Annotated in this window: 24 protein-coding genes; 6 read left to right on the forward strand and 18 right to left on the reverse strand. The window is 46.1% G+C overall.

Translation table 11 applies throughout. The features are described from left to right. Positions 1-23: 23 nt before the first annotated feature. From AC1XTG_RS09430 to pdxA, 6 genes are all read right to left on the reverse strand, one after another. On the reverse strand, positions 24-2,345 hold the full coding sequence (locus AC1XTG_RS09430) for an efflux RND transporter permease subunit (RefSeq protein WP_484841781.1): 2,322 nt from the start codon (positions 2,343-2,345) through the stop codon (positions 24-26). A 63-nt stretch (positions 2,346-2,408) separates the two neighbouring features. Then, positions 2,409-3,599, reverse strand: coding sequence for a class I SAM-dependent methyltransferase (locus tag AC1XTG_RS09435; protein WP_484841782.1), 1,191 nt, complete (start codon positions 3,597-3,599; stop codon positions 2,409-2,411). Positions 3,600-3,648: 49 nt separating this feature from the next. After that, the gene (locus AC1XTG_RS09440; RefSeq protein ID WP_229238748.1) at positions 3,649-5,496 is read right to left on the reverse strand and encodes a tetratricopeptide repeat-containing sensor histidine kinase; all 1,848 of its coding nucleotides are present in this window, start codon (positions 5,494-5,496) and stop codon (positions 3,649-3,651) included. A gap of 117 nt (positions 5,497-5,613) precedes the next feature. Beyond that, positions 5,614-6,237, reverse strand: coding sequence for a DNA-3-methyladenine glycosylase (locus AC1XTG_RS09445; protein WP_484841783.1), 624 nt, complete (start codon positions 6,235-6,237; stop codon positions 5,614-5,616). 4 nt (positions 6,238-6,241) lie between these two features. After that, positions 6,242-7,129: a YicC/YloC family endoribonuclease gene (locus tag AC1XTG_RS09450; protein WP_484841784.1), complete on the reverse strand. Its 888-nt coding sequence runs from the start codon at positions 7,127-7,129 to the stop codon at positions 6,242-6,244. Positions 7,130-7,251: 122 nt separating this feature from the next. Further along, positions 7,252-8,358: a 4-hydroxythreonine-4-phosphate dehydrogenase PdxA gene (gene pdxA, locus AC1XTG_RS09455; RefSeq protein WP_484841785.1), complete on the reverse strand. Its 1,107-nt coding sequence runs from the start codon at positions 8,356-8,358 to the stop codon at positions 7,252-7,254. Between the two features lie 96 nt (positions 8,359-8,454). Between pdxA and AC1XTG_RS09460 the strand changes: the two genes are divergently transcribed. Then, complete coding sequence (locus AC1XTG_RS09460) at positions 8,455-9,381, forward strand: 2-hydroxyacid dehydrogenase (RefSeq protein WP_484841786.1); 927 nt, start codon at positions 8,455-8,457, stop codon at positions 9,379-9,381. A 60-nt stretch (positions 9,382-9,441) separates the two neighbouring features. Here AC1XTG_RS09460 and AC1XTG_RS09465 read toward each other — a convergent pair whose 3' ends face one another. From AC1XTG_RS09465 to AC1XTG_RS09490, 6 genes are read right to left on the reverse strand one after another with little or no spacing between them, the layout of a single operon-like run. Beyond that, complete coding sequence (locus tag AC1XTG_RS09465) at positions 9,442-10,008, reverse strand: 50S ribosomal protein L25/general stress protein Ctc (RefSeq protein WP_056289314.1); 567 nt, start codon at positions 10,006-10,008, stop codon at positions 9,442-9,444. Between the two features lie 36 nt (positions 10,009-10,044). Next, on the reverse strand, positions 10,045-10,989 hold the full coding sequence (locus tag AC1XTG_RS09470; RefSeq protein ID WP_484841787.1) for a ribose-phosphate pyrophosphokinase: 945 nt from the start codon (positions 10,987-10,989) through the stop codon (positions 10,045-10,047). A 38-nt stretch (positions 10,990-11,027) separates the two neighbouring features. After that, a complete protein-coding gene (locus tag AC1XTG_RS09475) occupies positions 11,028-11,603 on the reverse strand; it encodes a phosphatase PAP2 family protein (RefSeq protein WP_056289307.1) in 576 nt (191 codons plus the stop codon). After that, complete coding sequence (trpS, locus tag AC1XTG_RS09480; protein WP_056289303.1) at positions 11,600-12,577, reverse strand: tryptophan--tRNA ligase; 978 nt, start codon at positions 12,575-12,577, stop codon at positions 11,600-11,602. The genes AC1XTG_RS09475 and trpS overlap by 4 nt, the downstream gene beginning before the upstream one ends. 25 nt (positions 12,578-12,602) lie before the next feature. Continuing rightward, on the reverse strand, positions 12,603-12,896 hold the full coding sequence (locus tag AC1XTG_RS09485; protein WP_484841788.1) for a type II toxin-antitoxin system RelE/ParE family toxin: 294 nt from the start codon (positions 12,894-12,896) through the stop codon (positions 12,603-12,605). Next, on the reverse strand, positions 12,893-13,120 hold the full coding sequence (locus AC1XTG_RS09490) for a hypothetical protein (RefSeq protein WP_056289298.1): 228 nt from the start codon (positions 13,118-13,120) through the stop codon (positions 12,893-12,895). The genes AC1XTG_RS09485 and AC1XTG_RS09490 overlap by 4 nt, the downstream gene beginning before the upstream one ends. A 113-nt stretch (positions 13,121-13,233) precedes the next feature. Between AC1XTG_RS09490 and AC1XTG_RS09495 the strand changes: the two genes are divergently transcribed. From AC1XTG_RS09495 to AC1XTG_RS09515, 5 genes are all read left to right on the forward strand, one after another. Then, on the forward strand, positions 13,234-13,917 hold the full coding sequence (locus AC1XTG_RS09495) for a DUF2461 domain-containing protein (RefSeq protein ID WP_484841789.1): 684 nt from the start codon (positions 13,234-13,236) through the stop codon (positions 13,915-13,917). A gap of 39 nt (positions 13,918-13,956) precedes the next feature. Then, positions 13,957-17,607 (forward strand): DNA polymerase III subunit alpha, encoded by a 3,651-nt coding sequence (dnaE, locus tag AC1XTG_RS09500; protein ID WP_484841790.1) that lies wholly within the window; start codon positions 13,957-13,959, stop codon positions 17,605-17,607. A gap of 86 nt (positions 17,608-17,693) precedes the next feature. Next, a complete protein-coding gene (gene trxA, locus AC1XTG_RS09505) occupies positions 17,694-18,026 on the forward strand; it encodes a thioredoxin (RefSeq protein ID WP_031527084.1) in 333 nt (110 codons plus the stop codon). Positions 18,027-18,128: 102 nt separating this feature from the next. Continuing rightward, positions 18,129-18,308 carry a type II toxin-antitoxin system HicA family toxin gene (locus tag AC1XTG_RS09510; protein ID WP_484841791.1) on the forward strand — a complete coding sequence of 60 codons (180 nt, stop codon included), beginning with the start codon at positions 18,129-18,131 and terminating at the stop codon, positions 18,306-18,308. Positions 18,309-18,313: 5 nt separating this feature from the next. Next, positions 18,314-18,709 (forward strand): type II toxin-antitoxin system HicB family antitoxin, encoded by a 396-nt coding sequence (locus AC1XTG_RS09515; RefSeq protein WP_484841792.1) that lies wholly within the window; start codon positions 18,314-18,316, stop codon positions 18,707-18,709. Positions 18,710-18,729: 20 nt separating this feature from the next. Here the strand turns inward: AC1XTG_RS09515 and AC1XTG_RS09520 are convergent, their stop codons facing one another. From AC1XTG_RS09520 to AC1XTG_RS09545, 6 genes are all read right to left on the reverse strand, one after another. Continuing rightward, positions 18,730-19,608: an aldose 1-epimerase family protein gene (locus AC1XTG_RS09520; RefSeq protein ID WP_484841793.1), complete on the reverse strand. Its 879-nt coding sequence runs from the start codon at positions 19,606-19,608 to the stop codon at positions 18,730-18,732. A gap of 9 nt (positions 19,609-19,617) precedes the next feature. After that, entirely contained in the window at positions 19,618-20,829 is a 1,212-nt protein-coding gene (locus AC1XTG_RS09525; protein WP_484841794.1) for an aspartate aminotransferase family protein, read from the reverse strand. Between the two features lie 50 nt (positions 20,830-20,879). Then, positions 20,880-22,070: a hypothetical protein gene (locus AC1XTG_RS09530; protein ID WP_484841795.1), complete on the reverse strand. Its 1,191-nt coding sequence runs from the start codon at positions 22,068-22,070 to the stop codon at positions 20,880-20,882. Further along, positions 22,063-22,905 carry a type 1 glutamine amidotransferase gene (locus AC1XTG_RS09535; RefSeq protein WP_484841796.1) on the reverse strand — a complete coding sequence of 281 codons (843 nt, stop codon included), beginning with the start codon at positions 22,903-22,905 and terminating at the stop codon, positions 22,063-22,065. Before AC1XTG_RS09535 ends, AC1XTG_RS09530 begins: the two co-directional genes overlap by 8 nt. Before the next feature lie 135 nt (positions 22,906-23,040). Next, a complete protein-coding gene (locus tag AC1XTG_RS09540; protein WP_056289275.1) occupies positions 23,041-24,141 on the reverse strand; it encodes a carboxylate-amine ligase in 1,101 nt (366 codons plus the stop codon). A gap of 24 nt (positions 24,142-24,165) precedes the next feature. Beyond that, the gene (locus AC1XTG_RS09545; protein ID WP_484841797.1) at positions 24,166-25,326 is read right to left on the reverse strand and encodes an ATP-grasp domain-containing protein; all 1,161 of its coding nucleotides are present in this window, start codon (positions 25,324-25,326) and stop codon (positions 24,166-24,168) included. Positions 25,327-25,352: the final 26 nt, after the last annotated feature.

The raw sequence follows: 25,352 nt of genomic DNA on the forward strand, positions 1-25,352 counted from the left end.
GTTATGTATTGAAATCAGGTATTTCAAGTTGGCTTTACATCTTTCCCCTGCCTTTTCGCAATCGACAACAGCAATGCAGGAAGCAATATCAGGTTGGTACACATGGCTACCAGCAGCGTAATCGACACCATCACACCCATTGCTGCCGTACCTCCGAAACTGGACGCCGAGAAGATCGAGAACCCGCAGAATAGAATAATGGCGGTATAGATCATACTCAATCCTGTTCCGAAAATGGAGCGCGTCACTGCTTTTGTCGGCGTTAACCCATTCTTGTAAAGTTCCTCCCGGTATCTGGTCAGGAAGTAAACAGTCCCATCAGAGGCGATACCAAATGTGATACTGAAAATAAGGATCGTAGTCGGTTTGAAATAAATATCAAAATACCCCATAATACCTGCGGTAAGCGCTAGGGGAATCAGGCAGGGCAACTTGGATAACAGAATGATTGGAATAGATCTGAAAAGCACCATTCCCACGATTGCGATGAGTACAATGGCGATGAGCAAACTTTCGTAAAGATTGCTGAGCAGGTAATCATTGCTTTTCAGGAAAACGAGGCTGTGACCGGTAAGGCTCACTTTGTATTTGGCAGGACTGAAAATGGAGTCAACCTTCGGGCGAATCTGTTGCATCAGTTCCTTAATGCGCTCCGATCCTACATCTGCCATTTGAAAGCTTACACGGGTTACACTTTTGTCTTCATTCAGAAATGAGTTCAGTTGTTTTGCAGCGCCTTGCTGTCCCTGAATGTAGTTGGATACTTTGTTCAGTTCAAGTACACCGGGCAATGCATAGTATTTTGAATCGCCTCCGCGGTAAGCCTGGTAAAGGAATTTGGAAGCTTCAACGATAGATACCGGCTTTGAGAATTCGGGAAACTTGGCCATTTCGTTTTGAAAGGCTTTTATCTTATAGAGCGCCTCAGCCTGATCAGCAAAAACGCCATTCGGCTGCTTTGTGTTGATCATCACTTCAAAGGGAAGTACCCCATTAAAATTTTTCTCAAAAAAGCGAAGGTCTGTGTAAACAATATCCTTTTTCGGCAAGTCATCGACTACATACCCGATGCTTTTGATCTTGGTCATACCAAATGCCGACACGATTATCATGATCACCATCGCAATGTAAATTTCCTTCCTGCGGTAATGAACCAGATAATTCACCTTGGTAAGGAATCCATTGGCCCATTTACCTTCCAGATGTTTCAGGTGGCGCGCTTTCGGAACACTCATATAATGCAGCGTAATCGGCAACAGGAGCAGACAAAGCACGTAAGTAACCATTACACTGATCGCGGCAACAACCCCGAATTCAACAAGTAGTATACTGTTCGTGAAGTAAAAAACACCAAAACCGATTGCAGTGGTCATATTCGCCAGGAATGTAGAAAGTCCGATCTGGCGGATCATCTGCATCAAAGCTTCGTCTTTGTTATTGTGAGAAAGCAACTCAGACTGGTATTTGTTGATCAAAAACACACAGTTAGGCACACCGATCACGATCAGCAATGGCGGTATAAGGCCAGTGAGCGCGGTGATTTTATAATTGAATAAATGCAGGATACCAACTGAGAATACCACGCCGATCAACACCACGACAATAGATAAAAGTGTAAGGCGTAACGACCTGAAAAAAGCCCACAGGATCAATAGTGTCACAAATACAGCCAGTCCCATAAAAAGCTCCATTTCGCCGGAAATCTTTTTCATGTTAACCGTCCTGATGTAGGGCATTCCCGAATAATGGAGGTCGGTGTTGTATTTTTGGGCAAAAGTCTCCGCCATTTGCTCGATGTCGTCAACAATCGTGAGGCGGCGTTTTGAGTTGAGTTCCTTGTCGTTGAAGGTCACTACGATGAGCGTAGCATTGGTTTTGCTGTTGATGACAAGTCCCTCGTAAATCGGCAGGTTGGCAATCTCCTTTTTAAGACTGTCTGCCTCTGCCTGGGTGTTGGGCATTTGTCTGATTACCGGCGCGAAATCAAACCGGGTAAGACTGTCATTACGGACTATCTTGTAAACATTGGCAAGAGAAAGTACGTTTTTGATACCTTCCGAGGCTTTTATTTCTTCAGAGAGCTTATACCAGTCGCGGAATTTATTGATGTTAAAAAGCTCGGAATCCTGCCAGCCGATTACCATCACGCTGCCATCTTCCCCGAATAATTTTCTGAAATCCTGGTATTCTTTTTCAACGGGATCGTTGGAAGGGAGGATTCTTGCAAAGTTGTAGGAGAGTTCAATTTTACTGGCCTCGTAAGCCATAAAGACCGTAGATACCAGCACCAGGGCAACCCACATAAGCCGGTACCGGATGATGTAAGTCGCTATTTTATTCCACATATTGAGTTAATCAGGTTTAACAAAAAGTCGCAATATAGGCACAGAAGCTCAAAAAAGGGCATTTTATCCTTCAATACCGGCTATTCTTTCCAGATGGTGGTAGCCAATTCCGAAGTATTCTTTGGCAGCTTTTATTTTTTCAAGGGTAGCATGGCGGTCGGTTTTGCCGGATGGATCTTTGACGCCTACAACCATCACGTTCTTAGGTGTATGCACATCAGAAACGAACTCGAATACTTTCGTTTTGTAGCCAAAATACTCCATAACCAAAGCCCGTATACCGTCCGTCACCATCTCTGCCTGACGTTCCAGAAAAATACCGTACCGGGTAAGAAACTGGACATCGTTACTGGCCTTGTGCTTTTCAATTTCCCGGCGGATCTGCTTGTGGCAGCAGGGCGCAACCACGATCAGGCTTGCTCCTGCGGAGATTCCCTTCCAGATCGCATCGTCCGTGGCAGTATCGCAGGCATGCAGCGCAATGAGAATGTCGGTTCCGGTGCTGTCAAATTGCTCGATCGTGCCTTCGGTAAAATGCAGCTTTTCAAATCCGGCGTGCTGAGCTATATCGTTACAAAGTGCTACGAGGTCATTCCTGAACTCTACGCCGGTCACTTCTGCTTTCCGTTGCAGTACGTTTTGCAGGTAATCATACAGCGCAAATGTGAGATAGCCCTTTCCTGATCCCATATCTGCTACTTTCAACGTATCCCGATCGGGTACTTCGCTGATCAACCCGGAAAGCAATTCAATGTAATGGTTGATCTGGCGGTATTTGTCCTGCGCATGCTTCAACACATTCCCTTGCTCGTCGGTAATGCCGAGCTGTTGTAAGTAAGGCTTCCGGCCTGCTGAGATTAGTCTATTCTTGTTCTTGTCGTGACTGAGCGAGGGCGCTTCCCGGTCCGTCACTTCCTTTTTTCTTAAAACCGCCTGCTGATTTCTGGTTATTTCAAATTGTAGGTCGGAATCAATGGTTTGCAAAGTAGCCACGTAGAACTCGCTGCCGATCAGGCGCGACAGGATATCCACTCCTTCTTCAATGGGGTAGTTGCGGGTAATGTCGCGTGTTTTGTGCCGGTAAGTAAAGCTCAGCTTTTCCTCACGCTTTACGAGCACCCGCTTTACGTAGATGTTTTTGAGCGTTTCATCCGGACCTTTGAAGTTGCCCAGGGATAGTTTGCTGAAACGCTCGTTTTCCAGACTGGCTCTTATTGCTGTTGTAAATTCTGCGACCTTTTCAGGGATATTCATAATGCATTTGTTTTCCTGCTCAACCGGGCAGGAGAGTGGGTTACTTCAATTAACGGTTGAATGTTTTGGGTATTTCAATTTCCACGCTGGTCCCGCGCTCTTCATTTGTATTGATCCGGATTTTACCGTGAATACTCTCTACGCGGCTTTTTACATTGCGCAATCCGGTACCCTGGCGGCCCGGTTCGATGATCCCGCTTCCATTGTCTTTCACTTCGAGCGAAATCGTTTTCAGGTTTTCAGTGAGATTGATCGTCGCCTGAGTCGCGCCGGCGTGTTTGATGATGTTATTCGTAAGTTCGAGTACAATGCTGTATAATTCAAATTCAACGCGGCTGTTCAGGCGGTTTTCCAATCCTGTCAGATTAAACTGAAAATCGATATTCTTGTTCTCATTCAACTTGGCAATCAGCCGGTCCAGCGCTTTGATCAGCCCATGTTCTTCGAGCTCGGCGGGCATTAAATTGTGTGAAAGACTTCTCACTTCGCGGTAAGCCGAGCCTACCATCTGATGTACACTGTCATAGATTTTCTGCTCTTCGGGAGACAGCATTTTCTTGTCAATGCCGTACATATACCAGTTTAATGAAGCGAGCGTACCGCCAAGATGATCGTGCAGCTCAGCCGCAACACGCTTTCTTTCGATCGTCTGGCCTTGAATCAGCGCCGCTTCAATTTCCGCATTTTTGCGCCGCAACTTTTTGTTATTCAGCCAGAGAAAGGCAGCCAGTGCCACAATCGCAATCGTAATGCCGAGCAAAATGCGCTGTATGGTCTGCTGTTCATTAATTGTGCTTTGCTGGATCTCCGATCCCATTGCCTCGTTTTCATACATCAGCTGGTACATGGTGTATTGCCTTCTTACCGTTTCATCGTGCACCATCCGTCGGTTATGGTTGACCTGCTCGTTGTACTCCAATGCTTCTCCCGGCATATTCTTTGCTTTGTACGCCCGCGAAAGCGTGATCAGTGCCCAGTTCGTTTGTTGGGAAGAGTGGTAGGATTTGGAATATTCAAGCGCCTTCAACCCCGTTTCAACTGCTTTGTCAAATTCATTCTGGTGGAAATAGGTATTACTCAGATCATTAAGGGTGTTCAGTTCCCCGTACCGGTTATTGATCTTCTGCGAAAGCCTGAGACTTTCCTTGAAATATTTCACTGCGGCGCCAAGTTCCTTCTGCCGCACTTTCGTATATCCTTTGTTTTGAAGAATGGAGGCACGTCCCCAGTCTGAATCAAGGCTGTCATAAATCTGGTAAGCGCGCCGGTATTCCTGCATTGCTTCATTGTACATCAGCTTGTCGCGGTAGCAGTTTCCCAGGTTCTCGATCGTCATGGCCCGCGCACTATCAGCTCCCAGACTGGCGAATATCTTGATAGCCTGGTTATAATTCACCTGCGCCGAATCCCACTGCCGGTATTCGGAATAGCTTTCGGCCAGAAAGCGTTTGGCATAGGCAGTATAAAGGGGCATGTTGAGCTCCTTTGACAGCGCCATTGTTTCATTGGAAAGCTCGCGTAGCACATCGTAATTCCCGTCGAGCAGGTAATAGGTACTTAAAAGGTTGTAGGCCAGTATCCTTCCTTCATCCCAGTTGTGTTTTTGCGAGAGGCGTAAAACATGCTTTGCATAAAGCATAGACCTGTCAGCGTCAAGGAAAATGTAGGAGGCTCCAAATGCGTAGTATTGCCGGATCAGGGCAGTATCTTCTGAAAAATCACTTCTGCGGGAAGGTAAGCTGCCTTCTATCGCACTGATATTGGCGTTTCGGGTGCATTGGTTCGCAGAGAGCAAACCGGCAAAGAGAAGTAGCAGAAAGTACCTGAAAAAATCATTCATAAGTCTGGATACCATGCCGGCGAGCTCCGAAATCAGCCGGAAATAGTGAATGATCATTCATGGTATTCGTTGGGCATTCGGGGATTTATATGTCAAATATAAAAAATCAATCGCAAAAAGCCGGATGAAATGTTTGGCAGAATTGACCTTTACTGATTTTTATTTGAATATAACCTAGGGTTTACTTATAAAACTGTTGTCGCGAAGATAATAGCGGAGTGGGAGGTCCGCACCTACATTGATTCCGATGCGGGTAGTAGTCACAACCGGAAGTTCTTCATTGTCAGCAGCAACGATATAGATCGTCTCATTATCCAGCGTGAGATTGTTATGCAGAGCACGATCAATTCCCATGGCTTTCACGAGCTTGCCAGGGCCGCGGCAGAGCTCTTTGAGACTTACTGGCTTCGTTTTGAATGTGATTCCCGCTTTGCCACGAATCTCCTGCCGGCGCTGCTGCATCAGGTCGACGCCCTGCCTGGGTTCCAGCGCGCGGATAAGTACCGCTTCGCCGATGCCGGCGTCATTGCTGACTACATTAAAGCATTGATACATCCCGTAAATGAGGTACACATAAATGGTGCCAGCCGGTTGGTACATCGGCTCGGTCCGGGAAGTTCTGCGGTTATATGCGTGGCAGGCGGGATCATCGCTGAGGTAAGCCTCCGTTTCTACGATGATCCCGCTGGTAGTGCCTTCTGCGCTTTCATGTACAAGCTCGCAGCCCAGCAGCTTTTGCGCAAGCGTGCGGGTATCGTACGATTGATAGAACGAGAGAGGAAGCCTGGTTCCCGCCATTTTATCAAATAATATTCATTGTCTGTTCCTTGATCTTTTCGAGCTCATCCTTCATTTGAACTACCAGATGCTGGATCGCCACATCGTTCGCTTTTGAGCCGATCGTATTGATCTCGCGGCCGATTTCCTGGGCGATGAAGTTGAGCTTTTTCCCATTGCTCTCGTGGGCGTTCATCGTTTCGATAAAGTAGGTAAGGTGATTTGCAAGACGTATTTTTTCTTCCGAGATATCGAATTTTTCTACGTAATAAATCAATTCCTGCTCAAAACGGTTAGTATCGAAATTATCGTCTGACAAGAGCTCGCGAACCTGTTTTTCAAGCCGCTCCCGCACATTGGGGATCCGCTGTTTGTCTTGTTCTGTTACTCCGGCGAGCAGCGTTTCAAGGTTTTTGATATAGTCAGTAAATTTATCAGCAGTCATTTTACCTTCCTGCTCCCTGAAAACGGTGCATTTGTGCAAGGCATTTAAGACCGCCACCTTAATCTGCGCCCAGTCATTTTCCCGGCTCGACTCGTCTACGGTTTCGTTGTTATATGCATTGGGCATTTGCATGGTAATGCGGAAAAGCTCGGTGTGGTCTGGTGAAAAGCCCAGCTCGGAAGCTGAGGCGAGCAAATCCTGATAGTAGGCATTAACCAGCGGCCGGTTCACAGAAGTGGACGCTACCGCCTTGCCCACAGGCTGGACAGTAAGTGTAAATTCCACCTTACCTCTTTCAAGAGATTGCGTGATCAGGTTACGGATCTCAATTTCCTTGTCAGAGTAGTTTCTTGGAATGCGGCAATAAATATCCAGGAATTTCGAATTAAGGGTCTTGATCTCAACGGTAACATTGATTGAATCGGACTCGATGTTGGATACACCGTACCCGGTCATAGATTTTAGCATTTCTGTATGTTTTGCAATCCCTCTGAGGATCTGGTTAAAATATCTAAAAAAATCAGCCGAAAGCCAGCGGATAAAAGCTAACGGCTAACAGCCAACAGCTAACAGCCAACAACTAGCCACTCCTAATTAAACCTCTGCTTCCCGCCTGATTTCGCCGGGTGCTGACTTTCTGATTGTTGTGGTTTGGAGATCAATGCATTCTTGTCCATTTCCTTATTAAAGATGCGGAAACGGGAAACGTCGCACGCCAGGTAGATCGCCTGCAGCAGAGAACCCGGTTCGGCGATGTTCTTGCCGGCAATGTTATAGGCAGTTCCATGGTCAGGGGAAGTCCGCACAGCAGAAAGGCCGGCTGTAAAGTTGACACCCTCATTGAATGCAAGTGTTTTGAACGGGATCAAGCCCTGATCGTGGTACATCGCCAGAACTGCGTCGTACTGTTTATAAGTGCCTGCTGCAAAGAAACCATCTGCCGGGAATGGGCCCACTACGATGTTTCCTTTTTCCTTAAAGTTCTTGATCACGGGCTGGATAACATCCTGCTCCTCAGTGCCCAGCAATCCGTTTTCGCCGGCATGCGGGTTCAGCCCAAGCACCGCCACACGTGGTTTTTTGATACCAAAATCACCTTTTAAAGATTGAAGGATCTGCTCGATCTTGGCGGATAGTTTCTCCGGCGTAATCTGTGACTTCACTTTTTCAAGCGGAATATGTCCTGTCAGTACGCCCACACGCAATTCCCCGGCGACCATAAACATCAATGCTTCTTCCTTTTCAAAAGCTTGCGCCAGGAATTCGGTGTGGCCCGGAAAATGAAATTGCTCGCTCTGAATATTGTCTTTATTAATAGGTCCGGTAACCAGCGCCTGGATTTTACCTTCTTTCAGGTCCTCCACCGCCCGTGTTAATGCAGCCAGTGAGCCTTGGCCAGCCTCGGCGGTAACTTTCCCCGGTTGCACTTCTGTTTGGTTATCCTGCCAGCAGGTAATCACATTAGTCAGTTTGTGGTTGGCCTGATCTGCTTTTTGTATCCCGTGGAGCGACCATTCTTTCATGTCCAGCAGATTTCTGTACTGGTTCAGTACTTTCAGGGAACCATAGATAATAGGCGTGCACAATTTGGCTAACTGGTTTCCTTCTAATGCTTTAAGGATCACTTCCGGCCCAATGCCATTATAATCCCCGATTGTTATTCCGATTACGGGTTTATCAACGTGTTGATCGCTCATGTAGGTAAAATGCGGTTGAATCTATTCTGCTGACCAATTCTCTATTATTTTTGCCAGCGCCTTAAACAGGCAAGTTACAAAAAATCCTGTGCTCCCATGAAAATCCTCATTGCCGACTCCATGCATCCCTCACTTTTCAATATGCTTGACGAGCGAGGCTGGGAGTATGACTACCACCCGGAATTCCGCCGGGAAGATATCAAAGCTGCATTGCCTGGCTACGAAGGCTTGTTTATCCGTAGTAAGACTTTCCTTGACGAAGAGTTGCTAATCAATGCAGAAAGGCTCCGTTTCATAGCCAGGGCGGGAGCAGGGCTTGATCTGATCGACCTCGACGTTGTTAAAAGAATGCATATCACTCTCTTTCACGCGGGCAAGGGAAACCGCGACGCAGTTGCAGAGCAGGCCCTGGGAATGCTGCTGGCACTGTTTAACAATATTCTGAAAGCAGACAGGGAAGTTCGTCAGGGTATCTGGGACAGGGAAGGTAACAGGGGAATTGAGCTGATGAATAAAACCGTGGGCATTATAGGCTACGGAAACAATGGATCTGCTACCGCAAAAAGGCTGAGCGGCTTTGGCTGCGAGGTACTTGCCTATGATAAATACCGGGATAATTACGGTGACGATTTCGCAACCGAGTCGACGATGGAGGAGATTATGGCCAAGGCAGATGTAATCAGTCTGCACATTCCATTAACTGATGTTACAAGGTATTTGATTAATGATGATTTTATTGCCGGATGCGCTAAGCCAATCTATTTACTTAACCTGTCACGGGGAGAGATTGTAAAGCTGGATGCAGTGGTTAAAGGGCTGGAAAGCGGGAGGATCAGAGGCGCTTGCCTGGATGTTCTTGAAAATGAAAAGATCGGTAAGCTGACCGAGGAGCAGCAAAGGACATTCGACTATTTGAAAAGTTCGGATAAAGTAGTGCTCACGCCGCATATAGGTGGCTGGACCCATGAGAGTTACGTGCGTATCAATGAAGTATTGGTTCAGCAGATTGCAGAATGGCTATAAACAAAAATGCCGACCAATGGTCGGCACGTTTGCATCTATTAGCCATGAAAAATAAAATACTTACTTGGTAAGCGTACCGCGAAGCGCACGTGGTATCTCTACTGAGGCGATCGGGTTGCTTGCGGCTGTCAATATAACAAAATTTTCAGCTTTAACTGCACCAACCTTTACAGATTTTCCTAAATCAAGCTCAGTTACATCAACATCTACATAGTCAGGAATATTATCAGCCAGACCTTGTACGCGCAATTTACGCAATTTTTGGTTCATTTTTCCACCTTTCATTACTCCGGTGGATGTACCTGTCAATTTAACAGGAACTTCAACTTTTATCTCCTTGCCATCAACGATCTGTAAAAAATCCGCGTGGATCAAAGAATCGTTAACCGGGTGAAACTGCTTTTCCTGAAGAATCGCGTTGTATGTAGTACCCTCAATATTAAGAGTTACATTGAAAATATCCGGTGTGAAAAGCAATTCACGGAACAACATAGCCGGAGCATAGAAATGTACCTGCTCTTGTCCACCGTACAGCACAGACGGAACATAACCTTGTGAACGTAGTTCCTGGGCTTCCGTCTTGCCGAGATTCGCTCTTTTAAACCCTACAATCTCATGCTTTTTCATAAGAATATTTATTAATAAAGTTAAAAAAAATAAAATTTACTGATGATTTATAAATAATGAACTAATAGATTCATGATCTCTGATCCTTCCGATCGCTTTTGCGAAGATTTCAGCTACCGACAGAACGCGAATTTTATCGTTCTGCTGTTTAAGAGGGATCGTGTCTGTAATAATCAACTCTTCCAAAACAGAGTTTGCAATGTTTTCGTGCGCTTTGCCGGACATAATAGCGTGCGTACTGATTGCTCTTACGGAGCTTGCGCCTTTATCAAGGATCAGTTCAGCCGCTTTGCAAAGTGTGCCGCCTGTGTCTATTAGGTCATCCACAAGCACTACATCCATTCCTTCCACGTCTCCGATTACCTGCATGCTGGCAATTTCATTTGCCCGCTTCCGGTGCTTATCGCAAAGGATCATATCCACATTCAGGAACTTCGCGAAATTCCGTGCACGTGCAGCTCCACCCATATCAGGCGATGCAATCAGCAGATTTTTAAGGTTCAATGATTTGATATAAGGAACAAAAATCGAAGTTCCTTCCAGGTGATCAACAGGTAAGTCAAAAAATCCCTGGATTTGTCCGGCGTGCAGATCGATCGTCATCAAACGGTCCACACCGACAGAAGTAAGCAGATTTGCCACCACTTTCGCAGCAATGGCAACGCGGGGTTTATCCTTGCGATCCTGCCTTGCGTAGCCGAAATATGGAATAACGACCGTAACGTAGTGAGCAGAAGCGCGTCGGGCGGCGTCTACCATCAGGAGTAGCTCCATCAGGTTATCGGCCGGCGGGAAAGTAGACTGGATTAAAAAAACGTCGCAGCCCCTGATGGATTCTTCGAAGCTGGGCGACAATTCACCGTCTGCAAACTTCCGTAAATTATACCCGCCGAGCTCCTTGCCATAATATCTGGCAATGTCTTTGGCCAAATACTCTGACTGACTTCCCGAGAATATTTTTACTGTATTGAAAGAACCCATGGACAGACTAAAATTTGCGCAAAATTAAACAAAATCAATTAATTAAGATAGTATCTCTTCAAAAAAATGTAGTGCAGCTGAATGCAGCAGTACCCCGTCAGCAACCCGACCAATGCGCCCACAAAGATGTCGGTAGGATAGTGTACGCCAACGTAAATCCTGCTATACGAGTAGGTTACAGCCCAAAGGAACAGTAATCCCGGGTATTTGACTTTGCCTTTTAAAAAGGTAAACCAGGTAATTGCGACAGCAAAGCTCGTTGAAGCGTGGGAAGATGCAAAACCATACAAACCACCACAGCCTGCAACTTCATGCACCATTCCGCGGAGTGTTGGTTCGTGACACGGGCGGAAGCGTATGAAGTAAGGTTTCATAAAGCCGGAGGTAATTTGGTCTGCGAGGATGACGGCCAGTATCACAGTGATCAATGCAGCAAAACCCCTCTTGCGGTCCCCCGCCAATGTGAATGCAATCAGGACCACGTACATCGGGATCCAGGTGTATTTGTAGGTGATCCAGTACATGATCGAGTCGAGCCAGGGCGTATGCAGCCCGTTTAGCCAAAGAAATAAATCCTGGTCAGCACGAATGAGCATGTCCAAGGCGTCGGTCATGAGCTGAATCCTAACACTTTACGTACTTTCGAAATAGTGTCCTGGGCAATCACACGCGCTTTTGCTTCGCCCTCTGTCAGAATTGCTTCCAGCTCCTGATTGTTTTCCATATAATAGTTGAAAATGCGTCTTGGCTCAGCAAACTTTTCAAGCATGCATTCAAACAGCGCCTGCTTGGCGTGGCCGTAACCGTAGCCGCCATTTATGTAATTCTGCCGCATTGCCTCTACTTCGCTGTCGGTGGCAATCAGGCTGTATAATTTATATGTAATATCATTGTCAGGATCCTTGGGCTCTTCCAGCGGGGTAGAATCAGAAATGATCTTTTTGACGACCTTTTTCAGCTCGTTCTCGGACAGGAAGATATCGATGTAATTATGATAGGACTTGCTCATCTTTTGTCCGTCCACACCCGGGATTGTCATAATGCGTTCGTCAATCTGCGGCTCGGGCAGTACCAGGATATCTTCTCCCGCAAGCTGGTTGAAGCGGGTTGCAATATCTTTCGTCATTTCAAGATGCTGCTTCTGGTCTTTGCCCACCGGGATAATGTTTGCATTGTAGAGCAAAATATCCGCAGCCTGTAAAACCGGGTAAGTGAACAAGCCCGCATTCACGTCGGCCAGCTTTTCAGATTTCTCTTTGAATGACGTTGCATTTGCCAGCATAGGAAAAGGCGTGAAGCAGTTTAGATACCACGCGAGCTCGGTATGCTCCTGCACGCGTGACTGGCGCCAGAACACATTCTTTTTGTAGTCGAAACCGAAGGCGAGCCAGGTTGCCGCAATAGCTCTTACGAAGTTCGTCCGCTCCGCACCATTTTTGAGGGAAGTGAGTGAATGCAGGTCCGCGATGAAGAAAAAAGATTCGTTTTTGGGATCTTTCGAGAGTTCGATCGCCGGAGCAATTGCTCCAAGAATATTACCTAAATGCGGTCTCCCGCTACTTTGAATGCCTGTGAGAATTCTGGCCATTTGCAGTTTTAATAGTATTACTTAGTTATTCATCGACCTTTGGTTCTCTGCGATTATCCCAGAAAGATAACAGCACAATGCGGTCTTCTTCAATTTGATAGAAAAGGGATTGTTGTTTTGCGAGAACTGCTTTTCTCACTCTGGGACTTGATGGTGAAGCTTCAAACATTTGAGGAAAAGCTGCTATATGTTTGACTATCTTTTTTACACGATGGATAAAGTTTTTAACTTCTCGTTCAGTCCATTGATCTTCCAGATACCCTATGATTTCAGCAAAGCCGGTTTCAGCTTCAAAAGTCCATACAACGGGTAAACTCATAGGTATTTTGCATATTTCTGCATTACCTCTTCGTTCGATGTCACCTGTTCCGCAGCTGCCTGTTTTTGTCCTCTTCCAATACTTTCCCTAACATGTTCGGGCAAGGTTTCCCAAAAGTCTGAACTTCGGGGTTTAAGCCTGTTTTGGATCTTTTTCCACTCATTCATGGGAATTACAACTGAGGTCTTCATCGTTTTTTCTTTTAACAAAAATTGAACATTCATACCATTCAAAAGTTGAGTGTTAAATAGATGATCCTATTCCCCGTTCACCAAAATTCGTTAAATTGGATCAGAAATCGTAGTAAAAACAGATAATATACAGTCACCAAATAAGAATGGAATCCGCAACACTTCACTTTCTCAGTCAATTAGCCGAAAACAACAACAGGGAATGGTTTCAGGAAAACAGAGGGCGGTATGACGAGGCCAAAGCGGATATGGAAAAGCTCGTGGGTTACCTGATCAGTGAGGTAGGAAAATTTCAGGATCTTGGAAATTTGCAGGTAAAAGAATGTCTGCTGCGCATCAACCGGGATATTCGTTTTTCAAAAAACAAGGCGCCTTACAAGAACAATCTAGCCGCGGGCATTGGGCCGGGTGGGAAAAGTTCGGGTAAGGTTGACTACTATATACAGATCCAGCCTGGCGATCAGACTTTCCTAGGAGGAGGAATGTGGGAGACCACTCCCGAGCAGCTCGCGCGGTTCAGGCAGGAAGTGGATTATAATGCAGAAGAGTTGAAAGCGATCATTGAGGAAAAGGAATTCCGCACGTTTTTTCCCGAAATCCACGGTGATACCTTGAAGACAACGCCCAAAGGTTACCCGAAAGGCCATCCTGAAATTGAACTGCTGAAACGTAAGCAGCTTTTTTTTGTACACCGGTTTACCGATAAAGAAGTGGCTTCCAGGGATTTTGGTAAAACAATTGTAAAAGGCATTCAACTCCTTAAACCTTTTGCAGACTATATGAATTATGTATTGTATGAACAGCCCGCAACGCATTATCTGATACGTTAAGTTCCTTCAAAGCCAATTCCATTATTCAACCCGTTACAAATGCAATTTTCCCATTTACACTGCCATACCCAATTTTCACTTCTGGACGGGGCGGCTGACATTAAAAAACTATTCAAAAAGGCCAAAGAAGACAATATGCCCGCCGTCGCGATTACCGACCACGGCAATATGTTCGGCGTTTTTGAGTTTGTGGCGGAAGGAAATAAGCAGGGTATCAAGCCGGTCGTAGGATGTGAATTCTATGTGGTGGAAGACAGGCACGTGCGACAATTCACCAAAGACAAAAAGGATGTACGTCACCACCAGCTTTTACTTGCAAAAGACGAAATCGGGTATAAAAATCTGGTCAAGATGTGCTCCCTGGGCTTTATCGAAGGGATGTACGGGAAATATCCGCGGATTGACAAAAGCCTGATTGTTCAATATCACAAAGGTTTGATCGCCACTACCTGCTGCATTGGAGCGATTATTCCTAAAACCATTATCAGGCAAGGAGAGGAAGCTGCCGAGAAAGAATTCAAATGGTGGCTGGATCTGTTCGGCGAGGATTTCTATATCGAGTTGCAGCGTCACGAGATCCGCGATCAATACATTGTCAATGAGGTTCTTTTAAGGTTTGCCAAAAAATACAACGTTAAAGTAATCTGCTCCAACGATTCTCATTATGTGGATCGCGACGACTGGAATGCACACGATATTCTTCTGTGTATCAACACCGGCGACAAGCAAAGTACCCCATCTGCAAAGGATTTTGATGACGAAAAGGGTATTCCGAAGGGTTCCCGCTTTGCATTCTATAATGATCAGTTCTATTTCAAGAAGACCAGCGAAATGATGCAGCTGTTCAACGACTTACCCGAGTCGCTGGACAATACGAATGAGATTGTTGACAAGATCAAAACACTTGATCTCAGAAAAGATATTTTACTCCCCAACTTCCCGATCCCCGACGAGTTTAAGACACATACTTTGTCGGAAATGGTTGGTAAAAAGGAGCTGACGGCGGATGTGCTCAATCAGTGGGAGTACCTGAAACACCTCACTTTTGAAGGTGCGAAGTTTAAGTACGGCACAATAACCCCCGAAATTGAGGAGCGGATCAACTTTGAGTTAAATACAATCCGTAACATGGGTTTTCCCGGTTACTTCCTGATTGTGGCTGATTTTATTGACGCGGGACGTAAAATGGGTGTGTTTATTGGTCCGGGCCGTGGTTCGGCAGCCGGTTCCGTGGTGGCTTACGCAACAGGGATCACCAATATCGACCCGATCAAGTACGATCTGCTTTTTGAGCGTTTCCTTAATCCTGACCGTATTTCACTCCCTGATATTGATACGGACTTCGATGATGAAGGCCGGCAGAAAGTGATTGATTATGTTGTTAAAAAATATGGTTACAACCAGGTAGCGCAGATTGTCACTTACGGTACAATGGCGGCTAAATCTGCCATTAAGGATGTGGCCAGGGTAATGGACCTGCCGCTTGCGGAGGCAAATGCACTCGCCAAGCTGGTACCCGACAAGCCTACCTATAATATGACGCTGAACCGGATCTTCACCGCGCCGCTGGAAGGGGAAGGAAGCCTCCTGAAAAAGGAAGGTATCGCACCGGAAGAACTGGACAATGTGAAGAAAATGCGGCAGATCGCATTGGGTAAAGATTTGCAGGCCAGCGTGTTGCAGGAGGCGAGAAGGCTGGAAGGTACTGTAAGGAATACGGGGATCCACGCAGCCGGTATCATCATTGCACCGAGCGATCTGACGGAAATTATTCCGGTAAGTACTTCCAAAGATTCTGATTTTCTGATCACCCAGTATCAGGGAAAGATTATTGAGGATGCAGGAGTTATTAAAATGGACTTCCTGGGGTTGCGAAACCTGACCATTATCAAAGAGGCGCTCCGGCTTATCAAGCAAAACCACAATGTGGATATTGTGATCGACGATGTGCCGCTTGACGATCCGAAGGTTTTTGAACTGTTTCAAAGGGGAGAAACAAATGCGATTTTCCAGTTTGAATCTGACGGGATGAAAAAGCACATGCGCGACCTCATTCCCGATCGGTTTGAGCACTTGATCGCCATGAATGCATTGTACCGCCCGGGTCCAATCGCGTACATCCCCAACTTTATCCGTCGTAAAAACGGGCAGGAGGAAATTACCTACGATTTGCCGGAGCTGGAAGAGTATTTGTCTGACACTTACGGGATTACCGTTTACCAGGAGCAGGTAATGCTTCTTTCGCAGAAGCTGGCCGGATTTACAAAGGGCCAGGCGGATACCTTGCGTAAAGCAATGGGAAAGAAGCAGATCGAAACGCTGAACAAGCTGAAAGGCGACTTCATGAAAGGCGGTACCGAGCGCGGGCTTGATTCCAAAAAGCTTGAAAAGATCTGGACTGACTGGGAAGCATTCGCTTCTTATGCCTTTAACAAGTCACACTCAACCTGTTATGCATTCGTCGCTTATCAGACAGCTTACCTGAAAGCGCATTATCCCGCTGAATATATGGCAGCGGTTTTGACGAGCTCACTGGGTAACATTGATAAGATTACATTCTTCATGGAGGAATGTAAAGCGTTGGGTATAACTGTTTTGGGGCCGGATATCAATGAATCCGACAGGCAATTTAACGTGAACAGCCGGGGTGAAATCCGGTTTGGTCTGGCTGGTGTAAAAGGCAGCGGCGACGCAGCGGTGGAGTCGATTATAGAGGAAAGAGCAGCAGGCGGCCCATTTGCCGATATATATGATTTTATCACGCGTGTCAATTTAAGGACTGTTAATAAGAAGACGATTGAAAGTCTTGCTTATGCGGGCGGGTTTGACTGTTTTGAAGATTATCACCGTGCACATTACTTCGCTGTTGAAACTGGCGAAAACGGTACATTCATTGAGAAGCTTATTCGTTACGCGAACAATTATCATGCGGAAAAATCATCTGCACAGGCTTCTTTGTTCGGGATATTAGGCGATGGCAGCTCTACGCTTGCGAGACCGAAAGCGGCGGATGTTGCTGCCTGGGATGATCTGGCAAAGCTGCGGTATGAGCAGGAGGTAGTCGGTTTCTACATTTCGGGTCACCCGCTAGATACATTCAGGGTTGAGCTAGACAACTTTTGCAATTGCACGGTCGACAAAGTAATGGAGATTGCGGAAGGAGAGCGCTCTCCGAAGTATTTTGGGAAGGAGATCAGCGTGGCCGGAATTGTTACCAGCGCGCAGGAAAGAATGTCAAAGAATGGCAGTCATTTTATGATTTTTAAAGTGGAGGATTATAAAGGTTCACTTGAAATGCTGCTGGGAGGCGAGGATTATATCAGGTTCAAAAATTATCTGCAGGTGGGCCAGTTTCTTTACATAAAGGGTAAGGTACAAAACCGCTGGAAACAGGAGGACCAGTTTGAGTTCAAGATCACACAGATTCAGCTGTTGCCCGAGATCATGGCTAAAATGTGTAAGAAGATCAAGATCAATCTTGCATTGGATCAGATTGACGCTCAGTTCATTCACGTATTAAGTGATACGCTCAGCCACCACCCGGGGCCATGTGCTATTAATATGACGGTGGTAGATCCGGATACAAGGCTGGAAGTCGAAATGTTATCGCGCGGATACCGGGTTGCGCCGACCACTGAACTCTTCAAAGTACTTCGCGGATTTCATGGCGTACAATTCTCTTTGAACTGATTTACATTAGCAATATTCAGGAACTTTTAGGCACCAATTATCCTTATTAGAACAGATTTATAAAACAACATTAGACATTTTCAAACATGGGAAAAGCACTTGAAATTACCGATAGCACCTTTGAAGAATTGATCCAAAGCGAAAAGCCAGTACTTGTTGATTTTTGGGCTGAATGGTGCGGACCTTGTAAAATGATCGGGCCGGTTGTAGAGCAGCTTGCAGGAGAGTACGAGGGTAAAGCAGTTATTGGTAAAATGGATGTGGATATGAATTCTTCGGTTCCAGCTAAATTCGGTATCCGCAGTATCCCTACTTTAATGATATTCAAAGGCGGTCAATTGGTTGACAAAGTGGTAGGTGTAGTTCCTAAAACAACGCTGGAAGACAAATTGAACGCTCAGATCGAAGCGACGGTATAACATCTTACCGCCAGATAAATGAAAGCTCCCACGTGGGGGCTTTTTTTGTGAGTGCTTGTTTAAAGGTATATTATTGTATACTTTTAATCTTAGTTACACACTATGAAATATTCAGAGTTCCATCGCTTGATACGACGCAGTGGTTGGGTATGCATCAGAGCGCGGGGCAGTCACTATCTATATAGAAAAGATAATGTTACCGTCAGCGTGCCCTATCATGGATCAAAAGAAATGGGTGAAGGACTACGATTAACAATCCTGAAAAAAATGAATTTAGACTGAAAATCATGAAAAAGATCAGCGTAATTATCGAACGCAGTAAAGATTTTTTTAGCGCATATAGTAACAATGTAGCGAAGATCTATGGAGGAGGCGAGACGATTGACGATGTAAAAAAAAACGTTTTAGAATGCATTGAGATCGTCAAATCATTTGACGATAAAAATATTCCAGCTGCTTTAAAAGGCGATTACGAGATTGAATGGAAGCTTGATGTGGGAAGCTTTTTGAAGTATTACAAAGGAATATTCAGCCAGACCGGCATTGCGAAGATTACCGGAATTAACGAGAAGCTGCTGAACCACTATGCTTCCGGCATTAAAAAGCCAAGGCCAGCACAAGCCAAAAAAATTGAAGCAGCCCTGCACAAACTTGGCAATGAACTTTTAGCAGTAAAGCTGTAAGCGTTACTGCTAAAAGTGAACTATTCATTAATTTCAATGGAAAAGCTGGCCCGGAAAGTTTCACCGGCCGCCAGCTGCAAAATTCCCTCTTTCGTTTCAAAATTCTGGTCCGAATCTGCGCTATCTGCAATGCCCAGCCAGGGTTCAATGCAAACGAAGTCTCCCTTTGGTTTCGCCCAGATACCCAGATAGGGGAAATCATCGAAACGAACGGTGACTACCTGTGCAGATTTTGTACTTCTCAGACTTACCTGCTTTGAAACCAGATGTTTGAATATCAACGCATCGTTGTCGAACAGGTGATGATCCAGATGAAGTACATTGGTATTATCAAAAATCTTTTTGGTCTCATTCCCTACCAGTCCATCTTTCGTCAGTAGCCAGGTAGAGTCGTTTTCAATGGCTTCAAATTCGAGATAATAGTCCGAATAATTTTCACCCTCATGCACCGGGCATTTAAATGCAGGATGCCCGCCCAAAGAAAAGAGCATCTCATTGTCGCCGTCATTAACGATTTTGTGACTGACCACAATCCTGCGCTCTTCCAGTCGGTAGGTGATTTGAAAATCAAATGCAAATGGATAAATTTCCATGGTTTGTTCCAACGATTTCAACCCAAAGGTCAGGCTTGAACCGGTTTGTTCAATTAGAGTTACCTCCGGATTATTTCGGACGATTCCGTGGCGGGGTACTGCATAATCTTTTCCATTATACCGTACGAAACCATTTTTAATAGCGCCTATAACCGGGAACAAAACGGGCGCGTAGCTTGGCCAGATGTCAGGATCAGCATTCCACATGAAATCAGTACCTGTTACCTTCGATTGAATGCGGCACAATTCCGCACCTGCCTGCCTTACGGCGATACGCAAAAATTCATTCTCAATTGAATATTCCATAAGCTTGGTTTAAGAATTCAAAACATCAATAATCACCTTGCAAGCTGTGCGGATTTCGTCTTCCGAAATTACCAGCGGCGGCGCAATGCGCATGGCATTGTCGCAGAACAGGAACCAGTCTGTCACAACACCATTTTCAATGCAGCGATCTATGGTATCTTTCAGTTTTTCAAACGATTCCATTTGCGCAGCCAACATCAAACCTCTTCCTCTTACCTCACTGATCGCCGGATGTACAAGCAGCGATTTAAACAACTCGCCCTTTTCAACAGCAGAATGGTGCAAATTCTCGTCTAAAATTACATTTAATGCGGCCAGTGAAGAAGCGCAGCAAACCGGGTGACCGCCAAAAGTGGTAATGTGTCCAAGTATGGGATTGTTCTTAAAAACGGCCATCACTTCCTGCGAAGCCATAAACGCACCAATGGGCATACCGCCACCCATTCCCTTGGCACTTAGTAAAATGTCAGGGTAAATATCAAATTGTTCAAATGCCCAGAAACTTCCGGTACGGCCAAACCCGGTTTGGATTTCGTCCAGGATCAGCAGTGCCCCAGTCTCGGTACATTTCTGTCGCAATGCGATCATGAAATCCTTTTCAGGTACCCGCACACCAGACTCTCCGCCGATCACTTCAATGATCACAGCCGCTGTTTTATCAGTGATCTGCTCCAGATCTACCATGTTACCATGTCGGATCTGGCGTGTACCGGGAAGCAGTGGACGGAAATTCTGTTTGAAAAAGTCGGCTCCGGCCAGGCTCAATGCGCCTTGTGTGGCCCCGTGATAGGCATTTACGCAGGATATGAATTCGTGCCTGCGTGTAAATCGCTTTGCCAGCTTCATCGCACCCTCGGTAGCCTCCGTGCCAGAGTTAGTGAAATACACATTATCAATGAGGCCGAAAGGGGAGGGGCAGGGTGGGGTAACCTGCAATGTCTCCGTCAATGCAGTTGCGAGCTGCACCTGTGCGCTCTGCACAAATTCGCCATAAACGAGCAAATGCATGTGCTTTTCCAGCTGCTCGTGAATGGCGGATATTACCTTAGGGTGCCGGTGACCGACATTACTTACTGCAATTCCGGATATCAGATCCAGGTAGGATTTCCCGTCTGCTCCATACATATAAACTCCCTGGGCACTTTCAATTTCGAGCGCGAGCGGGTAATCGGAGGTTTGGGCGAGATGATCAAAAAACTGTTGACGATGGGTAATATACATTCTTTACTTTTGATACTTTTTTAAAGTGTAGTTCTTTTCTGGTGTTTTCCTCATTCAAAGAAAGTGGCACTGCCGCCAACCCAGGTAAAATCTTTATTGAAGCGCACTCCGATCATTTCGCCTCGACTCAATCTGCTCAAACTGATCAGCAACTCCGGCTTCTCAGCTTGATCTTCCCAGCTGTACATCATCCTTACCTCACATTTTACGAGTCCGTCCGGTGCCTGTATCACAGGTTCATAGGATACCTTGCGCTGTAAAATGTAGTTTTCGGGATCGGGTAATGCATGAAGATCCGCAGCTGTAACCTGCAAACGTACGCCGGAACCAGCAAAAGAGAATAGAGGTTTCAGGACGTAGTTTTGAAGATCCTCCGGAAAGTCACCCGCATAGTCACTCACGAAACGCGTTTCCGGTATGTACGAACCTTTGAGAAAGGGCATTGAAAACTTGCTGATCCGGAAAAACCAATTCGGATGCCCTACCCAGGTTACATCCACTTCATCGGTAAGATGATAGCTGGTAACCAGGTCCGGGTAGTTGAGCAGATCGTCGAATATCAGCCTGTTATAAATTCGTTTGACCTGCACCTTCCGCCCATCTTTCTCGTAAAAAAGCGATTTTCCTTCACGGATAAGTTTGGTATAGCAAACTGCCTGGATCCCCAGCATTTCCGCCGTTACAGCAAAGTCGATCCTGGTTTTTTGTTTTTCAGGAAAAATTTCGAGCAGGATTACGGATTCCGGTTCTTCGCCAGCGAGAATAAGCGATCGCAGTTTTGCTATATAAGCATTGTATCCGTCACTGTTGAAGAGGTACTGAAATTCAGGTAGCACATCAAAATGCATCTTGAATGCTTCTGATAAAAAAGCCTGGTACCCGAAGATCGACGGAAATCCTTGTAGCTCGATCAACTGAGGAACAAGCGCTCCATTCTCATCCCTGCAAATCGCATAGTCAATTGCCAGGAATGAAGTATGCGCATTTTCACCGGGAACAAACTGCGTTTCGGGGACAGCGCGCTCGGTTTTTGCTTTGAAGTCTGGCGAGCGCAATACCTCGATAATCTGCTCCGAAGTTTCCAGGATCTTCTCTTTCAGCTCCTTCGGAATAAACACGGGTGTTTCGGCCACACGAAAATCCAGCTGGCCAGGGAATGCAGATTCAATGTAAGCCACAAAGTCCTGGTACTTCTTGTCAGAAAATGACCGGTTAAATGCTTCCCGGGCTTCCTTATGCATAGGCGGGCGTGAATGATTTGTCCAATGCGTTTTTCAGAAATGCAGGCAAGATAACAGACTCGGTGAGCAGGATCTTGTCAGGATCGTTCAGGTGCGCAATCATGTCATTGTATTTAGTCTCCCCGTGCGCGGCGATAATCGCGGTTTTTTTATCCTCGCTGAGAAAATACCGCAGCATTCCTTCTGCGTCAGCTTCCGGGTGAAACTGTGTTCCCACGATCTCATTAGAAAAGCGGATCGCCATTACAGCGCGTTCCAGCGGCACATGCGGACGGATCTTTTCAAGACAAAGCAATTTTGCGCCCATATCGTCAAACATGAACTGATCGGGCTGGGTTACCTGAAAGTCACGCGAATCCACGATCCAGAAAGGATCTGCAAGCCCGGTAAGCAGCGGATCTTTACGTCCCGTGCTTGTCTTGTGTACCGGGAATGTACCAAATGAAGTCTTTCTCCTCTTGCTCACACGAGCAAGTTGCCAGTGTATGCAAGCCATTTGGAATGAGTGGCAGATCAGGAACAAGTGTTTTTTGACGCGGTTCTGACGTTTCTGATTGTATTGAAACAGCTGGTCAAGGAAAGAAAAGTACTTCTTCTCCCAGGCTTCGCCGACTGGTGAAGGATTACCCGGCCCACCGGTAGAAATATAGGCATCGAAGTCCATTCCGGGAATTTTGAGCTTTTGGCGTACATCGAAAATCGTGTATTCAACGGGCACTGCTTCTTTCTCACCAAAACTGGTGATAATTTTCCTGATGCATCGCATCCCTTCGTTCTCGAACCCGTCGTACATGTCCAGGATTGCTACCCGGAAATGTCGTGTATTGTGAATCATTTTTGTGAGGGCTTTTTGCCAGGAGCTGTTGCTGTTAGCTTTTAGCAGTTAGCTGTTAGTTTATTTTTTTGTAAAATATTTAAACAAACTATATGCATATAAGTTCGATGGGCAGAATTTTATTTGGAGGCTTTGTTACTCCAAACCTATCTTAGTCTCCGCTACGATATAATCTACCACTGCATTCATACTTCCCGTTTGTTCAAAAACAGCCAGCTGGCGATCAGCGCCGGTGCCCATTTCCATGATCTGGTAGATGTAGTCGATCTCCTTCCGGCTTCCCAGCTCGTCCACCACATCGTCGATAAATTCAAGCAGCTCGCCGGCGAGCAATTTGTATTCCACTTCTTCCTGTTTGCCAAAATCAATGAGCTTTCCGTGAATGCCATACCGTGCCGCGCGCCATTTGTTTTCATTAATGAGCATCCGGTCGTAAACGCGGAAGCTGAGGTTCATCCGGTGCAGCTTGTAAATTTTTGCAACCAGCGCCTGCATAATCGCGGCGAGGCAGATAGTCTCGTCTGTCCGCATCGGTACATCGCACATCCTGAACTCAATCGTATTGAAAAAAGGATGTACCCGAATGTCCCACCAGATCTTCTTCCCGTTATCAATGCATTTGGTCTTAATCAGCAGGTTTACATACTCGTCATACTCGGATGCGCTGGAAAAATAATCGGGTATACCTGTTCTCGGGAATTTATCAAAAACCTTGGAGCGATACGATTTAAAGCCTGTATTCCGACCGCACCAGAAAGGCGAGTTGGTAGATAATGCATAAATGTGCGGTAAAAAGTACCTGACTGCATTCATGATCTGAATTCCTTCATTACGGTCTTCGATCCCAACATGCACGTGCAGCCCGAAAATGAGATTGCCCCGTGCTACATCCCGCATTTCATCTATAATCTCATCATACCTCGGATCGTCGGTAATCAGCTGATCAACCCAGTCGGCGAAAGGGTGGGTACCTGCTGCTGCTACCTGTAAATCCTGCTTTTCAGCCAGGCCGAGGATCATTTTACGCAGGTAAGTCACTTCTTCTCTCGCTTCCTGTATGTTGTGGCAAATATTGGTACCTACTTCCACAACAGCCTGGTGCATTTCGGCCTTCACACGCTCCTTTAAGGTGATCTTACCATCTTCAACCAGCTTCGACATATGCGATCGCAGGTTGCGGGTAATGGGATCTATCGTCTGAAATTCTTCTTCAATTCCTAGTGTGAAAGTGGCCATAAAGGGCAATTTGAAATGCTTTGATCAGGATTTTTTCATTTTTGAATTCTTGGCAGGCGCTTTGGTCACCGCAGCTTTGTTGGTGGGGAGCAGCGGATCCGGTTCTGCGATCGGCTCTGAACTTCCGGCTGTCGGCTTCTTGACCGATTTCTTCGGCGTAACAGCTTTGATGTTAACTTCCGTGGCAGAGGGAACAGGAGCTGGTTGCGCTGGTTGCGCGGGAGCAGGAATACCAGCCTGCACTGCATTGCTCAGGAAGGTTCCCCAGGTAAGGTTAACCTGTCCGGGTACCTGCGCTTTGGCTCGTTCAATTGCCATATTAGCGGCAGCTTCTACTACCCACTCAAAATTGTCGGGACCTACGGAATATATGTCCGCATCGGGTGCTGGGTTGCAAAAGTCGATGGCGTAAGGAATACCGTCACGTACGGCAAATTCAACCGTATTGAAATCATAGCCCAGCGCTTTATTCAATTTCAGGGTATAATCTTTGATGGTTTCGAGCAGCTTTTCTCTTTCCTCTCCGGTAGCCTTTAATTCCGATGCATATCTCAAATGGTGCGGGTTGCGGGGCTCGTAAGGCATGATCAGTACATCTTTCTGGCCGATACAATAGCAACGAACATAGTCGCTAAACTCAATCTCTTCCTGCAGCATCATCACAAGCTGGCCTGTTTCCTCATGCTTAAACCACATATCCTGCGGATTCACAACCTTGTAAACGCTCTTCCAGCCGCCGCCATCGTGTGGTTTCATGTACGCCGGAAAACCTACATACTGGAATATCTCTTCCCACGCCATCGGGAATGCGAGGTTGCGGAATGAAGTTTCAGTTGTATTATCAGGCCGCTGCTTAGAAGGCAGCAAAACTGTTTTAGGGACAGGTACACCGATCTGTTCTGCCAGCGCATTGTTGAAGAACTTTTCGTCCGCGCTCCACCAGAATGGATTATTGATCACTGCGGTGCCACACAATGCCGCGTTTTTGAGGTAAGACCTATAAAAAGGTACATCCTGCGAAATGCGGTCGATGATTACGGCATATTCAGTCGGAGCAGCTTGCGCGACTTTATCAATGGTAACTGCCTCGGCAATTATATCGGGTTCTCCCTTACTGTTAACTCTTTCTATAAATGCATTCGGGAAAGTATTTTCCATCCCAAACAGTATTCCAATTTTTTTCATACTAAAAACGCGGTTTTGTTATTGAT

The sequence above is a fragment of the Dyadobacter sp. HNCC25DJ183 genome, from assembly GCF_056895175.1.

Coding starts and splice junctions, on each gene's coding strand:
- AC1XTG_RS09430 (WP_484841781.1), bottom strand. CDS start 2,345: ATGTGGAATAAAATAGCGACTTACATCATCCGGTACCGGCTTATGTGG.
- AC1XTG_RS09435 (WP_484841782.1), bottom strand. CDS start 3,599: ATGAATATCCCTGAAAAGGTCGCAGAATTTACAACAGCAATAAGAGCC.
- AC1XTG_RS09440 (WP_229238748.1), bottom strand. CDS start 5,496: ATGATCATTCACTATTTCCGGCTGATTTCGGAGCTCGCCGGCATGGTA.
- AC1XTG_RS09445 (WP_484841783.1), bottom strand. CDS start 6,237: ATGGCGGGAACCAGGCTTCCTCTCTCGTTCTATCAATCGTACGATACC.
- AC1XTG_RS09450 (WP_484841784.1), bottom strand. CDS start 7,129: ATGCTAAAATCTATGACCGGGTACGGTGTATCCAACATCGAGTCCGAT.
- pdxA (WP_484841785.1), bottom strand. CDS start 8,358: ATGAGCGATCAACACGTTGATAAACCCGTAATCGGAATAACAATCGGG.
- AC1XTG_RS09460 (WP_484841786.1), top strand. CDS start 8,455: ATGAAAATCCTCATTGCCGACTCCATGCATCCCTCACTTTTCAATATG.
- AC1XTG_RS09465 (WP_056289314.1), bottom strand. CDS start 10,008: ATGAAAAAGCATGAGATTGTAGGGTTTAAAAGAGCGAATCTCGGCAAG.
- AC1XTG_RS09470 (WP_484841787.1), bottom strand. CDS start 10,989: ATGGGTTCTTTCAATACAGTAAAAATATTCTCGGGAAGTCAGTCAGAG.
- AC1XTG_RS09475 (WP_056289307.1), bottom strand. CDS start 11,603: ATGACCGACGCCTTGGACATGCTCATTCGTGCTGACCAGGATTTATTT.
- trpS (WP_056289303.1), bottom strand. CDS start 12,577: ATGGCCAGAATTCTCACAGGCATTCAAAGTAGCGGGAGACCGCATTTA.
- AC1XTG_RS09485 (WP_484841788.1), bottom strand. CDS start 12,896: ATGAGTTTACCCGTTGTATGGACTTTTGAAGCTGAAACCGGCTTTGCT.
- AC1XTG_RS09490 (WP_056289298.1), bottom strand. CDS start 13,120: ATGAATGTTCAATTTTTGTTAAAAGAAAAAACGATGAAGACCTCAGTT.
- AC1XTG_RS09495 (WP_484841789.1), top strand. CDS start 13,234: ATGGAATCCGCAACACTTCACTTTCTCAGTCAATTAGCCGAAAACAAC.
- dnaE (WP_484841790.1), top strand. CDS start 13,957: ATGCAATTTTCCCATTTACACTGCCATACCCAATTTTCACTTCTGGAC.
- trxA (WP_031527084.1), top strand. CDS start 17,694: ATGGGAAAAGCACTTGAAATTACCGATAGCACCTTTGAAGAATTGATC.
- AC1XTG_RS09510 (WP_484841791.1), top strand. CDS start 18,129: ATGAAATATTCAGAGTTCCATCGCTTGATACGACGCAGTGGTTGGGTA.
- AC1XTG_RS09515 (WP_484841792.1), top strand. CDS start 18,314: ATGAAAAAGATCAGCGTAATTATCGAACGCAGTAAAGATTTTTTTAGC.
- AC1XTG_RS09520 (WP_484841793.1), bottom strand. CDS start 19,608: ATGGAATATTCAATTGAGAATGAATTTTTGCGTATCGCCGTAAGGCAG.
- AC1XTG_RS09525 (WP_484841794.1), bottom strand. CDS start 20,829: ATGTATATTACCCATCGTCAACAGTTTTTTGATCATCTCGCCCAAACC.
- AC1XTG_RS09530 (WP_484841795.1), bottom strand. CDS start 22,070: ATGCATAAGGAAGCCCGGGAAGCATTTAACCGGTCATTTTCTGACAAG.
- AC1XTG_RS09535 (WP_484841796.1), bottom strand. CDS start 22,905: ATGATTCACAATACACGACATTTCCGGGTAGCAATCCTGGACATGTAC.
- AC1XTG_RS09540 (WP_056289275.1), bottom strand. CDS start 24,141: ATGGCCACTTTCACACTAGGAATTGAAGAAGAATTTCAGACGATAGAT.
- AC1XTG_RS09545 (WP_484841797.1), bottom strand. CDS start 25,326: ATGAAAAAAATTGGAATACTGTTTGGGATGGAAAATACTTTCCCGAAT.